This window comes from Zooshikella ganghwensis DSM 15267 (assembly GCF_000428585.1).
In the GTDB taxonomy this organism is placed as follows: Bacteria; Pseudomonadota; Gammaproteobacteria; order Pseudomonadales; family Zooshikellaceae; genus Zooshikella; species Zooshikella ganghwensis.
Genome location: NZ_AUAF01000040.1, coordinates 20,783 through 35,171, shown reverse-complemented (window position 1 = coordinate 35,171; position 14,389 = coordinate 20,783). Strand labels below are relative to the sequence as shown.

Sequence of the window (14,389 nt, the reverse complement as noted above, 5' to 3'; positions counted from 1 at the left end):
AAGCACGCATTTACAGGAACTAGATCGTCTCGAAAAGCTATTTTTTGTTTGTGCTTTGGCATTAGCATGGTCATTCAAATTGGGTATATGGCAAAATAGTCTTAAGCCACTGAAGCTTAAAAAGCATGGCCGAAAACCGAAAAGTTTATTTCGTCTAGGGCTTGATTACTTACACAGGGTACTAGTAGAAGGAAGTGTTAACCTGGCAGTATTTCGGCACTCCCTGAAAGTTTTGTCCTGTACATAGCATTAAAATTCAAACTGAAGAAGATGCTCTACTTACAGACTTAAAGTTAGTGGCTATAGCAAAAGGGTGGAGTTTAGAAGAAGCAAGAATGGATTATAATACAGCTGAGGCAGTCGGTGCTGCGGCAGAACAATTAGCTAAGTCCCACCCAGATTTATTTGTAGGATCAGTGTTATCAGAACAACCCGGTGGTACACCTTCTCTATATATAAAAGGAATGGCAACAAGTGCTGTTTATAATCTGGTAGCAGAGTCGAAAATCAATATCAGTATTGTTCAACACCAACCCTTTTCATTTTTAGAGCTAGAGAGTCGTGCCAATCAAGTACAAAGTAATTTAAAGGAGTTGGGCTTTCAGGACTTTGCAACTTCGTTTGATTTTAGAAACGCAGGTAGAATTGATGTTTTGATTGCTGAAGACACAGGGAAACTAAGCAGCCCTAGACAAGTCGTATCGGCTCTACCTAAATCATTGCGAAATAGTGTCAATGTGGTGATTAGTCAAGGTCCTATTGGTGTCAGTGAACTAGCGTTTGGCGGAATGCGAGTCCTTGATGATAATACCTTTGAGTGTACATCTGGCTGGTCCGTGGAAAACAGTAGTGGTCTTACTGGCGTTACTACCGCAGGCCATTGTGATGGTATTAATCAAATAGACCACCCTCCGTATGCTTACCATCCACTTGTCCATCGCACTCAGCATAGAGGTGCGTGGGGCGATATAGAGTGGAAAACATCCACATATACTGAACCTGCTCAGTTTTATGCCTATCAAAATAACAATATTCGAAATGTAACTGCGCTTGAAGCGCGCGCCAATATTAGTATCGGAGAGTCAATTTGTATGTTTGGCCGCTCATCAAACAAAAGGGATTGCAGCCTTGACGTAAGTGCTACATCTGTTAGCTGTACTTTCAACGGAATATCAACGCAACGTCTTGTCCGAATGGACGGCGATGTCACTATCGGTGGTGATAGCGGTGGTGGATGGTCATTTAATTATAAGGCTTATGGCTCTCATGTCGGTGATTGTGGTGGACTCAACGTATTTAGTGTTGCCGATCTTTTTGATGAAGCGCTAGGTGTGACTGTCCGTGTTCAGTAATTTCATTTGTATTCGCAAAGAGCAAAAATCCCCACTGCACAATAGATCTTAAACGGAGTGCAAGTATCCTTGATTTTGGCTGAGCTTACAACTTACTGTTTAATAAGCTATTTTTCGCAAGATTGGAAACATTCTACGCAAAAATGAAAACGCTATAAGTAACATGGTCACCCTATACTAAGCATAGAGCTTAATATCGCAAACCGAGGGAAAGATGATGTCACTCATACGCTTCACACCATTAGCCCTATCAATCCTAATATTACTGAACCCATTTGCAGCCCAAGCAGGTCAACACGAAGGTGATGAACTTAATGAATGGGCAAAACAGCGCCAAGCCCAGCTTGAGTATGTTCGAAAAACTGGCAAAAAGCTCGACTTTTGTTACCGGCAACAATTTCTATTTAGTAAGGGAAAAATTACTGAAGCTCCAAAACCAGGATACACCTGTATTCCTTCGGCAGGTATTGGAGGTGGAGGACATGGCTAAAAAAGCCTCACTGCCGCGTTAACGCGGCAGTTAACGTCATAGTAGCCTATCAGCTGGTATGAATCCCAAGTTTAGATTCTTACTTATTTATTTCATTATTGTTGTATATCTCGCTTTTCTGTGAATCCTGTTTTTGAGCAACAAACAGATTCATATTTCGTTTATTAGCAACTCGGTACATCGACATTTGATACAAAGCTGGAACCACAAAAAGTGTTAGGAATGTTGAGAAAAATAGCCCCCACACAATAGCCGTTGCGACAGGGGACCAAATGAGCGAATGCCCCCCTAGCCCAACAGCCAGGGAAAATAAGCCTGCAATCGTTGTTAAGGTCGTAATTAAAATAGGCAACATTCGTCGTCTTGAAGCATAAAATATCGCATGAATCAAGCTCATGCCTTTAGCCAGATTCTTATTTGCTGTAGATATCAGTACAATTGCGGCGTTAACAGCAATACCCGCAAGGGCAACAATGCCATACATAGTAAATAAGCTAAGCGGGTTGCCAGATACAAATAACCCAAGAACAACTCCCGTAAATGCCATTGGTACTGTAATCAATACCATTAAGGGTTGAAAATAACTTTGAAACTGGGTGCTCAAAATTAAATACATTAAACCAATGCCTAACATAAATAACATGGCTATAGCATCGATACTCTCTTGTATATCATCTAATTCACCAGAAAAGTCCAATGATACATTAGGATAATTTTTGGCAATGGTTTCCCAGTAATCTTTAATCAGATTATTGGCGGCAACAGTATCAATGTTCTGTTTATCAATGTCAGATTCTAATGTAATGGTTCTTAAAAAATTATAATGTCGTAAATTACCTTTCACCTGCTCCGATTGAACCACAACCAACTCTTTTAAAGGCACATTATCACCACTTCGTGTGGGAACAGACAACCTCAACAGCTCATTGATATCATGATAATTATTTTCGACCGCTGATGTAGATTTTATGCGTAAAGCAACTTGTTCTCCTTCGTGTTGAACATAACTCACTATTTCACCATCAACGAGCATTTTTATTGTTCGGTAAACATCATTTGGCACAATATCCAAACGATTAATTGCATCATTATTGAGTTTTAGTGTGAGTCCGTAGCGCCCTTTACTATCATCGTCTGATATATCCCGAAATCTTTCATCTGTTGCTATAAACGTTTTTAACGCATCCGTTGCTTGCCGTAACTCTCTGTATTCTTTCCCTCTCACTTTTACACTTATGGGTTTACTCGTAGGAGGACCACCCGCTAATTTTAAGAAGGAAGTATTCGTAGGCCCTATAACCTGTAAAACGTCCCTACGCATATCTTCTATAATTTGTTCTACTGATCGAAAACCTTCCTCTCTTGGTTGCAAACTCACCATAATTTGCCCAAGATGCTCACCAAACATGGGTGCAGTTTCAGTAAACATTTGTCCTGCATAACTCACAACTGAGCGAACTTCATAGTCCTCAAGATTTCTGGCCACATGTTTTTCAACCTCAAGCATTTTCTCCATGGTTTCATCCAGAGAACTGCTGGTTGGCATTTCCACATTAACGTAAAATAGCCGGATTGTGTCGGCAGCAAAGAAGTCCACTCGAATCACACCACTTTCAACGGCTGAAAGCGCTGCAGCAAACAGCAAAACAAGCGCAGAGATTGTTTTTTTAGGATGACGCATAATCTTTATTAATGTGTAGCCATAATACACTTTAAGTTTATGAATAATACGCTGCCTTAAATTATCAATCACTGAAGCTCTAGCAAACGATACTTTGGCTGCAATAATATGCCCAGGCAACATCCAATAGGCTTCTATGAGGCTGACCGCAAGGGCTGTTGTAACCACTAACGGAATAACCATCATAAACTTACCTAAAATACCTGGCAGCAACATTAATGGTAAAAATGCTGCCATGGTAGTCAATACTGAAGCGGTTACCGGACCTATTACTTCAGTCAGCCCCGTCCAAGCAGCATGAATTCCTTTTAATCCCGAACGTATTTTATTATTAATTGACTCAACCACTACCACAGCATCATCAACCAGCATCCCTAGAGCAATGACAATGGCTAGAAGTACTGAAGTATTTAAGGTTTGGTCAAATACTTTTAACATGATAAAAGTACCGGCCAAGGTGAAAGGAATACCAATAGTAACCAGTAAACTAATCCGAGAACCCAGAAAAAACCAGGTGACAAAAAGCACAAAAATCAAACCAATTAACGCATTGTTTTCCATAATGGATAATGCATTACGGGTAATTAATGTTTGATCGTCAATCAGCGTATAATTAACCCCAAGCTCTTTTGAAAACTTCTTTTTTTCTTCAATTAAATGATTAATTCGCTCCACAAGCTCCAAGGTGTTTGTGCTTTCTTGCTTCATGACCGCAAACATTACAGCAGGCCGGCCTTGAAAACGCACTAAACGGTCAGCCTTCGCTCTAGCCCAAACGACTTCTGCGATCTCGCCTAAACGTACTTCACTTTGAGCACCTTGATTGATTAATACAGGTAGCTGCGCTAACTCATCAGGGTCAGTCGTTGTGCCTTCGATGCGAATTAACCATTGATCTTCACCAACCCGAGCACTACCCGCTGAAATATCACGATAAAACGTACGAATCGTATCAGCGACAGCAGTGGGCGAAATACCAAGCAGCTGAATTTTCCCCACATCAAAGCGAATTTGTATTTCTGGATCTCGCTCACCCGTGAGCTGTACTCGGTCTACTCCTTTAGTTCGCGTTAACTCATTTTCCAAAATAATAGCTTGCCGACGTATGTTCTCATCATCAGCAGGACCAGATATCACTACCGTTGCCGTAGGGAATGCATTTGCTGTCGTTATTTCATAGATAGTGGGGCTTTCAGCTTCTTCAGGCAGCTCATCTTCAACATTGTTTATTTCACGTCGTAAATCAACCATACGCTTATCAAACAAGCGCGAGCTGATATCCTGAAAACGGACTAAGATACTGGATACACCTTCACGGCTGGTGCTGGAAACAAACTTAATACTTTGTATTTTTTCCAGTTCTTCTTCTAATACATCCGTAATTTTTTTTTCTATATCTTGCGCTGAGGCTCCTGGTAACAAAGTCGTTATTTGCACCCAATTAAAATTAATACTAGGATCTTGCTCTCTAGGTAGCTGCAAATAAACCAAGTATCCCATCAATAAAACTAATATAAAAAGCAAATTAGTGAGTTTATGATTTTCGATTAAGCTACGTAACCACATTGTCTACTTTCCTTATTTTATTGCTTTTTGACAATATGGAGCTGCTCTCCATCAACCAGGCCATGACGCCCATCAATAATCACCAAAGATGCTGATGCAAGACTCACAGGAACAGGTCTCCCCTCTTGTGCGCCCTCAATTTGAATAAATTTTGCAACGTTACTATCTGCTATAAAAATTCCGTATTGTTTATCTCGCCTTTGTAAGAGGTAAGCAGGTAAATGAGGAGTAGGATTTTCCCAGACTAAACGCCCAATGCTACCAATAATAGAAGCATCTTCTGTAAATAAAAAACGTGCTTCACGGCTTCGGGTATTATTTTCAATAAACGGCAATAACGTGCGTTTGTTAAGAGGGTATGTTTTATCATCACTCGAAAACACATAACGGCGTGCTTGCATAAATGATTGCTCATCAGAGCGCGCAATTTTTGCAGATACTTCCAAATGGCCTGTCTGCAGTAATTCAACTACAGGTGTACCAATAGCAAGTAACTCACCCACATTAGCTATTTTTTTCGTAATTACACCACTGTAAGGAGCTTTTATTTCACAATATTCTACATTGAGCTCGGCAATTTCCAGTGCTGCACGTTGAGCTTCTAATTGGGCTTCAGTGCTCACTACACTGGTTTTATACCGGTCCAGCTCAGCCTCACCAATCGTTTGCTTACGCGCAAGTTTTATATTTCTCTGTAGCTCACGCTTATTAAATGCCAATTGATTATTAAGTTCAGCTAATTTAGCTTGTTGTAGCTGTTTTGTTAATATTGTTTGCCGGCAATCAAGGTTTGCTAATATATCACCTTTAGCTATTTTGTCTCCGACATTAATTGGCATCGCAACTAAACGCGCGGAAATTTCTGCAGGAATTTGACTTTTATTCAAAGCAATCACTTGGGCAGGAGCACTGCGCGTTGGATAAAACAGAAGTTCACTTGCAGGCTCTGCACTAACTCGAGTTTCACTCGTTACGCTACTGGATAACAATGACAACCATAAAACTGCAATATACGGCAATACGCGATTCATTAACTGTTTCATCCCTGCGGCTAATCAGTGGGAAATTACACATTAAAAGCAATTAAAAACATGTCACACTATGAAAAAGCACCAAATCGTTCTATAACCATTTAGGCTGATACACGCTATCCATAGCGTCTAATTTATCATTTATTAATAAGATACACTGTACACGTTACGAGGTTATCACTGACTTGCTGCGTAATCAATTTGTCACTATTTTTATACTGAGACCAGCATCTTGTTTAACGTAAAACAACTAATGCCTGCTGAGTATCCCCTTGTCAATCGTTTTTATAAAGCCCAGGGGTATAAAGGCAAAGCACGAGGAAATGAAATTGTATTTACATTACAGCAACGACAAATTGTCGCGGCACTGCGTATTGTACCGTTAGCGGAACAGTGGTTATTAAGAGGTGTATGGGTAAACAGTAAAATGCGTAGACAAGGACTAGGGCAAGCGTTACTGGAAGGTATTACCCCGTTATTAACGATGAGTGAGTATTACTGTTTTGCAGAACGGAACGTAGTACCATTTTACTTAAAAGTAGGATTTATCATGCTGGATAGTCACACACTCCCTGTGCCCATACTCCAGCGTTTTAAAACCTATCAGCAGCGTAATGCACAACTACGCCCCCTTATGTGGCAAAGGCCGTCATCACCTGACGAACACCTCGATCAGCCAGAATGTCAGTCACATTCGCTGCAAACGTGACAAATTGAACCTCGCGCCCCTGAAACCTAACAGAACCATTGGCGACAGTGGGTCCCACAAATTTTGGCTGTAAATGAAATGCCTTTGCCAGGCGAACACCATCACTTGTCGCACATAATCCACCGATTTTTTGGACATTATCCCGGTACTGACTCACATACGACATAATCTGTAAGATAAGCAGTGATGCTGCCAGACGGCTACCACCATAGAGTGAAACAATATATAAGCAGTGTGGTTCATTGACTACGGCTAAGTGCGAAGCACAAATATCTGCTTCTGCCAGCTCATTATTAATTAACTGTTGAAAAGCCTCTAACGTCACAGGCAGGGCAATCAAATGCCCAAAGTAATGCCCCAACTTAGTACATGCCAACATTAACGGAGAACATCCTGTTAGCAACCACTGCTGTATGGTTGCTAATGTTACGTTATTTTCAGACTGATAAATGGAGTGATCATAATCCAAAATCAAGCGTAATAGATGCTCATCGGTTGTTAGCGATAGTAACGACTTAAGCTCATAATTATTAATACACTGTTCCGGATAAGTACCAATCTTTGACTGTAGCTTTGTTGAGTTGAGGTAATGTTTTAGTAAATACTCTACTGATTGCTCTGTCGACTGCAATGCAGTTTTCGCTGGCATAAAAGGAAACACTTCACTCAGCTCATCTTTAAAAAAGCCAATGATTTCTTTCTGTCTATTGACAGGTGGCTCTGTTGTGAAGCGCTCCCAACGACTGATCGTTACAGCATCAATACCTGTCAGTATTGGCGAGAAGCGAGAAAACGCTGTTGCTATCATTTCTTGTGTATAACCTTGCGCTTTACGCTTACGCTTAAGGTAATCACCAAACCGTTCCAACATAACTACTGCCACTTCTCTATTTATCAAATATTACGCCCACAAACTTCATCTTAAGTGCTTACACTTAAGCTTACTGCGGGTTTAATGCCATCAGGTCATCCAGTAACACCATTTAATGGACAAATCTGCTAGTCACGCTATGCTTTTTTTGTAAATTATTTAGCCAGACCATTTGTCATCTCAATAACCGGTTACACTGAGGCGCCTCTATTAAACCTGCCCACTAGTGACAGACAATCGGTATTTATACGTGCTAGGGAAGGCCAACACCATGCCATTGACCATGGTCAACACACATAAAATTGCTTACAACTGCTACGGACAAGGCACACCAGTCCTACTATTACATGGCTTAGGGTCTTGTGGTAAAGACTGGCAAGCACAAATTGAGGCACTTGCCCCTTATTACTTCGTCATTGTCCCAGACCTTCGTGGTCATGGTGACTCCGACAAGCCATCTGGCCCTTACTCTATAAGAGGCATGGCTGAGGATATTCGACAATTACTTAGGCAACTCAATTTACAGCACTGTCATGTTATCGGTTTATCTATGGGAGGCATGATTGCCTTGCAGCTGGCCGTTGATCATCCAAAGTTGTTTTACTCTATTACCCTTATCAACAGTGGCCCAGGAATTAATGCTCTCAACTGGTCAACCAAGCTACTGATCTGGCAGCGGATAGCCATTATTAAGTTGTTTGGAATGCACTTACATAGCCGTCTTTTGATGAAGAAGCTATTCCCCCTCCCTTCACAAAGCAAATTGCGAGCAAGCGGTATAAAACGCTGGCAGCAAAATAATAAAGAAGCTTACTTAGCGGCATTTCAGGCACTTGTGCATTGGAGTGTTGAGCATCAATTAGCACGTATTCACTGTCCAGTATTAGTACTTGCGGCAGAACATGACTATACCCCAATAGCCTACAAACAAAGTTATATAAGGCACTTTAAGTGTGGATCTCTGGTAATTATTACTAACTCCAGACATGCTTCACCTTTGGACCAGCCAGAACAAGTCAATCAACACCTGCTACACTTTTTGTCACAACAACAAATCGCTTTGACAGGGTAGTTTTACAGGTGCTTGTTACAAGGCAGTGGTAGCAATCCCAGCAAGCAGCGTTTAGAATGATTCTACACTTTTTTATATCCATAATACTTCACGTACAGCCGAACTCATTAAAATTCAAGCGTTTGTAGTGAGATAATGAAATTAGCAATAGCACAAGAACTTGATGCCTACTTACACTCTAATATTCCCCTAATAGCCGCTATGCAGATTGAAGTTTGCTATTTTGATGGCAAGTGCTTACGTCTTAGCGCTCCGCTAGCCGTTAATGTAAATGACAAACACACTGCTTTTGGTGGCAGTATTGCTACACTAGCAACCATAACTGGCTGGGCAATGGCAACACTTTTAGCTAAACAAGCATCTGGCCCAAACCAAGTCGTTATAGCCGAGAGTAAGTTACGTTACTTGAAACCAATTACCGATGATTTTTTCGCAGAATGTCTTCGCCCGGAAGATAGTGATCTTGATGAATTCTGTCATGACTTAAATGTAAAAAGCACAGCTAAGCTCATCTTACCTGTTCAAGTGAAGCAAGATAATAAACTTACTGCTGAATTTACCGGCACCTATGTCGCCTCAGTTAAGACCCCACCTGCTAATGGCGCTTGATCTATGATTCTTAATGACTAAAAGCAACCCGCTCTATGCTGATACTAAGCCAGTCAATACCACGCTTAGTCTTGCACTAAACTACAAAGTTTCCCAATGACCAAGCTGTTAAAAAAGTAGAAATGAGAGTCCTATGACGTTATATACGTTGTTACTAATTGCTGCCGCCGTAATTACACTTGCGCTTGCTATTTGGGCTATTAAGCTATGGCGCGAAGTTTTTCAGAACCAAGCTAAAATTCGTGAATATAAAAAACAACATCGTGACTTTTTGATCTCCAGTATACGACTTATATCTGCAGCCGTTGTGAACGAACAGGTTAATTTGTCTGAAGCCTGTATACGACTGCGATTCTTACTAGAAAATATTGATGAAAATATCCTTAAGCATGCAGATTTTTCGGTTATTGACACAATGTATCTCGCCACAAAAGATATGCCAACTCATGATGAACGCCATAGTTTACGTCCCAATAAACTCAATGCACTCGATAAAGAACGTGTCGAGTTAGAAACACAATATCGACAAGAAATAATTCAGGCAGCGAAAAAACTATTAGTCTATAGTTTTTAAACAACTTACATTATTAGCCGCTCAAATACAAAAGGGCCTGTTTTTACAGGCCCTTTTCTTTATTTCCACAGCTAGGACTTATTGGGTGTGATAGCTCTCTGTGTCCCCGTTTATATCCTCTGTTCTGCAAAGAATATACACTAGGCGTTGCCAATTATACCTTAACAATAGCCATCATCTGTTCTTTAACGGCCTGCCAGTTTAATCCAGGTTCTGAAATAAAAGCAGCTGAGCCTTTTTCCATAGGTACCATTGCTACATGCCAGCGTTTATTACTATAGTCTACAGGTTCTTTGAACGGATGATTTGGCATCAATAAGACCGTTACAGGACCTTCCGGCGTTTGCACAACAAAATGTGCCGCCAAAATACCATCAACAATACAATTTCCCGCGAATGTAATTCCTGAATAATCTGCACTCGCTTGCAGATTGACCTTTTGTAAGGTCTCACGAAACGTATCCATAGATACCAATTCAGTTTTAGCTAATGTTCCTGCCTCATCTTCCACATGACGAATCATTAGCTCAGCAGTCGCACCATGCTCTTCAACAACGGGAGTATTCGTCAATGGTATCCAGTTAAGCATAACAGCAAGAACACCAATTGATGCCGCAAGGGCAAAGCTAATAATGCCTCTTTTGACACCTTGCCTTTCCCGCTTACCGGTTGATGCGCCAGGCTCTTCAGGTGCAAAACTCTGTCGTAACATAATTTTTGCAACTAAATCTTCAGGGACATCAACGGCTAACGCTTGAGCTAAAGCAGCTTCTTGCGTATTCAGCTTTTGATAAAACTGCTTACAGCTGGCACATTGTCGAATATGCGCTTGGGCCTCCGCAGGAATTGCCGCAGGTTGTTCCAAAGCTAAGCGACGAAATTCCAGGCATTTCATAAGCCCCTCCGATTAACCCCTTGTTTAATATGATCATCCCCCAACAACTCTTTAAGCTGTAAACGAGCACGGCGTAGTCGAGTAGCAACTGTATTAATTGGTAACCCCATTTCTGAGGCGATTTCTTCTTGACTAAATCCCATAACGACTTGCAAAACCAATGGCTCACGATACTTTTCAGATAGCTTATACAAAGCCTGACGGATCGCATCCACATCAGTGGAAACATCAAAAGACTGCGCTTGATCTTCAATCTCATCTACACTTAAATCAGCATACTCTAACGACTTTCGCTGAAAACGTCGTGCATTTTCTCGGCGTAAAATCGTTATCAACCAAGATTTAGCTGCTTGCTCATTCTGCAAGCTATCTAAAGACCGCCAGGCACGCATAAACGTTTCCTGCACTAAATCTTCAGCGATACCTTCATCTGATGTTAGCCAAAACGCATAGCGATACAGCGATTTGTAATAAGCATCGACTAACGCTTTAAATTGCATATCTTTTTTGCTCATGCCAATAGAGACCCTGCGAGCTGTGAAAATATTTCACAACCCACGAAGTCAGGCATGTTTTCAAAGGGTTAATATTATCTAGACGAGTAGAGGCTTTAACGAACAACGCGAGAAACACCATTGGCGGTCAACACTCTCACTCGATCACCGCGATAGAAGCGCACAGCAGGATCAACTTCCTGAACAACAGAGATGTAGGCTCCGTTATCCATCTGAATGGTCAGCCGTACTCCATGACTTCGAGTGTAAGCTTCTTCCGCCTTACCTCCGAGTAAGCCTCCAGCCACAGCACCTGCGACAGCAGCAATATCGCTACCACGGCCACCACCAATGGTAGATCCAGCAATACCACCAGCAGCTGCACCAGCAATCGTACCTACGCCACTTTTGGTGCCTTCAATGGCAACGGCTTCAACACCCACAACCGTACCGAACTGAACTGTTTGTACCTGTCTAGCCTCATCACGAGAATAGCTATTGCCAGTCAGGTTTGACATGCAGCCAGTAAGGCCTACGGAAAAAGCCGCTAAGGCTGTAATTGCCACATTCTTTAGCTTTATCATGATTCCATACCTAACAGTGTTTGACACACTTAATCATTACTTTGCTACTATTGATTATCGCACCTTTCTCATTAATTGCAGGAGGTAAAATCACTCTTTACCATCATCCTAAAGATACTTCACAGTGACTTATCAAAATAGACCACAAAAAATACAAAAGTTTACTAAACCTTTAAGAAAAAATTACTAAGTAAAAATAATAAGAGACAATTTTCTCATTTGAGAATTTTTACCGATATCAACTATATAACTATGACAAACTTCATAATCACATTATGAGTACTTCTAAAAATGAGCTTTATTTGGTGGCAACCTCAACGCAATAGTTGGATTTTAATGCATTCGGCCCTTTGCATAAGCTGACCTCAGAAAACTCACTATTATTAGAGATACCATCTTGCATATTCTTATTAAAGAATGAGAGAAAAAAGGGGCGGATCATACTCATCAAGCAATATCTGTCTTAAGTGATATCCATAGAATAATTTATGAGGTTTAAGTCTGCAGTTTTCGTGTAGATTGTAAAAAAGACTATGACTATTGATATATCGCTCCAAGAAGCCCAACAAATCTTTTTTAAGGTTGATTCTTGCCTCCTAACAAGCAGTAGTAGCGAGGTGCTTATAAAGCGGCTACTACAAGCCAGTTTAAAATATTTTAATACAGAAGCAGCATGGTACACCCTAACACCTCATATACCTATATCTTCAATAAATTTTCCCACTCGTGTACCAAAGTGGCTTTACGCTCATAGCCTTTTTCAAACAGAATCAATTGTACAACAGCTTTTAAATGAAAATCCTGATGGTTTACACTTGTTACGCCAGCAAAAGCAACTGTGTATTCTGCCAACGAAATACATTAACCGTATTGATGGTATCTTCATGTTGCCCATTTATTTTGAAGATAAGCTGGTTGCAGTACTTAACCTGGGCTTTAAAAAAGACATGCTGGACTGGTTCCAAACGATGATTCCTTTGCTCAATCAGCTGGCAACCAAAGTATCACTGCTCCTTTCTCTCTTGAATAAGCAAGATCATCTTCAATACCTTGCGCAACGAGACCCGCTCACAAACCTTTTTAATCGACGCGTTATGCTTGACCATATCCAAAATGAGCTAACACGCTGCGAACGCTACCAGGCTTCTTTAGCCATTTTATTTATTGACTGTGATGACTTTAAGAAAATCAATGACCAGTATGGACATGATTGTGGGGATGCAGTTTTACAACACCTTGCTTATATTTTCCAAAAAACACTACGGCGAAGTGATCAAGCCTTCCGTTATGCCGGTGATGAGTTCATCATCACTTTGCCAAACCAAAGTATGAAAGATGCTCTGGCGGTCAGTAAGCGTTTAAAAAGAGCAATTACCAAAGAGCCTTTAATTTACCAAGAACAGGAAGTTCCTGTTTCAATATCCTGTGGTGCGGCAACTTACATAAAAGATGTCACATGGAGTGCAGAAGCACTTTTAAGCCAAGCAGACCAGCAGCTACTCCTCCAAAAGAAAGTCAGAGTTTCAACCTTAACTTCATCACCATTGATACCTAACCCTGTATGCTCGACTAAACAACCATCATCTGTCAGGCATAATCAACCCCTTCAATTCTAGTGTCTTGCATTATAAGGAGTTGAATAACCCGGCTTATTAATACTCTGTTGTTGGTTGCACCAACCCCACAAGATATGTTTATCCATAGTATTAAACGCCTGCTGCCACTCATCTGCAGCTTTACTGACACACTCTTGTGCTTGTTGACGTAAACCAGCATCAGCCCGTGGTGAATTTAGTAAGTGAACTAAATCCGCATAGGCTTTTCGATAATATTCAAATGCTTGAATTTTAAATCCTAACGCTAAATAGGTATCCGCTAAGTTGTGGCAAGCAATCATAAACAGTTGTACAACAGGCAAATGAGCTCCTCGACAATCCTCTAAAAGCAGCATTTCTTCAGCAACAAATAAGGCCTGAAAGAATTTTTTCTGTGCTTCTCTGTATTGCTCTGTATGAAAGGCTTCACTTCCCTGAAACGTTAACTGTCGCCACCGAGTTTCCAGGCTTAGCATTGTACCTGATCCTCAATAAATGATGTTCAAGCTTAATCTCATTCAGCAACCTTAATTCCTGCTCAAATGAGTCTGTCTACCAACGTTAAAATTAGCCGTTGTTTTTGGATATAACCATGCAGCTCCCAATCTCCATTATCAAGGCTGCTATGTGTTAACTATATGCTTCGTTTTAGGTATATGCGTATCATGGAAATTTAAAAACGTCATATTGTGTATAACCTAAAACTCGATATGATCACATTTAACACTCATGGTTAGAAAAAAATCAACAGAGAAAGTTCCTAGTCAATGACAATAATTTGACAGCAGCATGTAAACATAAGCCAAGGATGCACCATAAAAATGCAACACAATTCACATATTTAATTTATGATTTATCACAATGGT

14 protein-coding genes and 1 pseudogene are annotated in these 14,389 nt (G+C 40.7%); 8 read left to right on the top strand and 7 right to left on the bottom strand.

What is annotated here, in order from left to right; translation table 11 throughout:
• The 3 genes and pseudogenes from F607_RS35115 to F607_RS0111105 all read left to right on the top strand — a co-directional run.
• Window positions 1-247, top strand: a pseudogene (locus F607_RS35115) (IS4 family transposase); the annotation flags it as partial.
• An 88-nt stretch (window positions 248-335) separates the two neighbouring features.
• Window positions 336-1,352 (top strand): chymotrypsin family serine protease, encoded by a 1,017-nt coding sequence (locus F607_RS0111110; protein ID WP_027708144.1) that lies wholly within the window; start codon window positions 336-338, stop codon window positions 1,350-1,352.
• 214 nt (window positions 1,353-1,566) lie between these two features.
• Complete coding sequence (locus tag F607_RS0111105) at window positions 1,567-1,842, top strand: hypothetical protein (protein ID WP_133296128.1); 276 nt, start codon at window positions 1,567-1,569, stop codon at window positions 1,840-1,842.
• A 79-nt stretch (window positions 1,843-1,921) separates the two neighbouring features.
• Here F607_RS0111105 and F607_RS29270 read toward each other — a convergent pair whose 3' ends face one another.
• On the bottom strand, window positions 1,922-5,089 hold the full coding sequence (locus tag F607_RS29270; protein WP_084611207.1) for an efflux RND transporter permease subunit: 3,168 nt from the start codon (window positions 5,087-5,089) through the stop codon (window positions 1,922-1,924).
• Between the two features lie 17 nt (window positions 5,090-5,106).
• Window positions 5,107-6,120 carry an efflux RND transporter periplasmic adaptor subunit gene (locus tag F607_RS0111095; RefSeq protein WP_027708142.1) on the bottom strand — a complete coding sequence of 338 codons (1,014 nt, stop codon included), beginning with the start codon at window positions 6,118-6,120 and terminating at the stop codon, window positions 5,107-5,109.
• Between the two features lie 232 nt (window positions 6,121-6,352).
• On the opposite strand from F607_RS0111095, the gene F607_RS33500 reads away from it, so the two are divergent.
• The gene (locus F607_RS33500; protein ID WP_157365433.1) at window positions 6,353-6,829 is read left to right on the top strand and encodes a GNAT family N-acetyltransferase; all 477 of its coding nucleotides are present in this window, start codon (window positions 6,353-6,355) and stop codon (window positions 6,827-6,829) included.
• On the opposite strand, the gene F607_RS0111090 is transcribed toward F607_RS33500, so the two are convergent.
• Window positions 6,753-7,700 carry a helix-turn-helix domain-containing protein gene (locus F607_RS0111090; protein WP_027708141.1) on the bottom strand — a complete coding sequence of 316 codons (948 nt, stop codon included), beginning with the start codon at window positions 7,698-7,700 and terminating at the stop codon, window positions 6,753-6,755. The genes F607_RS33500 and F607_RS0111090 overlap by 77 nt on opposite strands.
• 271 nt (window positions 7,701-7,971) lie before the next feature.
• On the opposite strand from F607_RS0111090, the gene F607_RS0111085 reads away from it, so the two are divergent.
• The 3 genes from F607_RS0111085 (at window position 7,972) to F607_RS0111075 (ending at window position 9,955) form a co-directional block, all read left to right on the top strand.
• On the top strand, window positions 7,972-8,772 hold the full coding sequence (locus F607_RS0111085) for an alpha/beta fold hydrolase (RefSeq protein WP_027708140.1): 801 nt from the start codon (window positions 7,972-7,974) through the stop codon (window positions 8,770-8,772).
• A 135-nt stretch (window positions 8,773-8,907) separates the two neighbouring features.
• The gene (locus F607_RS0111080; protein WP_027708139.1) at window positions 8,908-9,381 is read left to right on the top strand and encodes a YiiD C-terminal domain-containing protein; all 474 of its coding nucleotides are present in this window, start codon (window positions 8,908-8,910) and stop codon (window positions 9,379-9,381) included.
• Between the two features lie 133 nt (window positions 9,382-9,514).
• The gene (locus F607_RS0111075) at window positions 9,515-9,955 is read left to right on the top strand and encodes a DUF2489 domain-containing protein (RefSeq protein ID WP_027708138.1); all 441 of its coding nucleotides are present in this window, start codon (window positions 9,515-9,517) and stop codon (window positions 9,953-9,955) included.
• A gap of 154 nt (window positions 9,956-10,109) precedes the next feature.
• On the opposite strand, the gene F607_RS0111070 is transcribed toward F607_RS0111075, so the two are convergent.
• From F607_RS0111070 to F607_RS0111060, 3 genes are all read right to left on the bottom strand, one after another.
• Window positions 10,110-10,850 (bottom strand): DUF3379 family protein, encoded by a 741-nt coding sequence (locus F607_RS0111070; protein WP_027708137.1) that lies wholly within the window; start codon window positions 10,848-10,850, stop codon window positions 10,110-10,112.
• Window positions 10,847-11,395 (bottom strand): sigma-70 family RNA polymerase sigma factor, encoded by a 549-nt coding sequence (locus tag F607_RS0111065; protein WP_027708136.1) that lies wholly within the window; start codon window positions 11,393-11,395, stop codon window positions 10,847-10,849. The genes F607_RS0111070 and F607_RS0111065 overlap by 4 nt, the downstream gene beginning before the upstream one ends.
• A 65-nt stretch (window positions 11,396-11,460) precedes the next feature.
• Window positions 11,461-11,928 (bottom strand): outer membrane lipoprotein, encoded by a 468-nt coding sequence (locus F607_RS0111060; protein WP_038291061.1) that lies wholly within the window; start codon window positions 11,926-11,928, stop codon window positions 11,461-11,463.
• Window positions 11,929-12,545: 617 nt separating this feature from the next.
• Here F607_RS0111060 and F607_RS32765 point away from each other — a divergent pair.
• Window positions 12,546-13,544, top strand: coding sequence for a GGDEF domain-containing protein (locus F607_RS32765; protein WP_051311331.1), 999 nt, complete (start codon window positions 12,546-12,548; stop codon window positions 13,542-13,544).
• Here F607_RS32765 and F607_RS0111050 read toward each other — a convergent pair.
• A complete protein-coding gene (locus F607_RS0111050; protein WP_027708134.1) occupies window positions 13,541-13,999 on the bottom strand; it encodes a hypothetical protein in 459 nt (152 codons plus the stop codon). The genes F607_RS32765 and F607_RS0111050 overlap by 4 nt on opposite strands.
• Window positions 14,000-14,389 lie beyond the last annotated feature (390 nt).

Excerpts from the sequence above, each read along its gene's own strand:
- F607_RS0111060 (WP_038291061.1), bottom strand. The coding sequence starts at position 11,928 with ATGATAAAGCTAAAGAATGTGGCAATTACAGCCTTAGCGGCTTTTTCC.
- F607_RS0111105 (WP_133296128.1), top strand. The coding sequence starts at position 1,567 with ATGATGTCACTCATACGCTTCACACCATTAGCCCTATCAATCCTAATA.
- F607_RS0111080 (WP_027708139.1), top strand. The coding sequence starts at position 8,908 with ATGAAATTAGCAATAGCACAAGAACTTGATGCCTACTTACACTCTAAT.
- F607_RS0111085 (WP_027708140.1), top strand. The coding sequence starts at position 7,972 with ATGCCATTGACCATGGTCAACACACATAAAATTGCTTACAACTGCTAC.
- F607_RS0111095 (WP_027708142.1), bottom strand. The coding sequence starts at position 6,120 with ATGAATCGCGTATTGCCGTATATTGCAGTTTTATGGTTGTCATTGTTA.
- F607_RS29270 (WP_084611207.1), bottom strand. The coding sequence starts at position 5,089 with ATGTGGTTACGTAGCTTAATCGAAAATCATAAACTCACTAATTTGCTT.
- F607_RS0111050 (WP_027708134.1), bottom strand. The coding sequence starts at position 13,999 with ATGCTAAGCCTGGAAACTCGGTGGCGACAGTTAACGTTTCAGGGAAGT.
- F607_RS0111075 (WP_027708138.1), top strand. The coding sequence starts at position 9,515 with ATGACGTTATATACGTTGTTACTAATTGCTGCCGCCGTAATTACACTT.
- F607_RS0111110 (WP_027708144.1), top strand. The coding sequence starts at position 336 with ATGGATTATAATACAGCTGAGGCAGTCGGTGCTGCGGCAGAACAATTA.
- F607_RS0111090 (WP_027708141.1), bottom strand. The coding sequence starts at position 7,700 with ATGTTGGAACGGTTTGGTGATTACCTTAAGCGTAAGCGTAAAGCGCAA.
- F607_RS0111070 (WP_027708137.1), bottom strand. The coding sequence starts at position 10,850 with ATGAAATGCCTGGAATTTCGTCGCTTAGCTTTGGAACAACCTGCGGCA.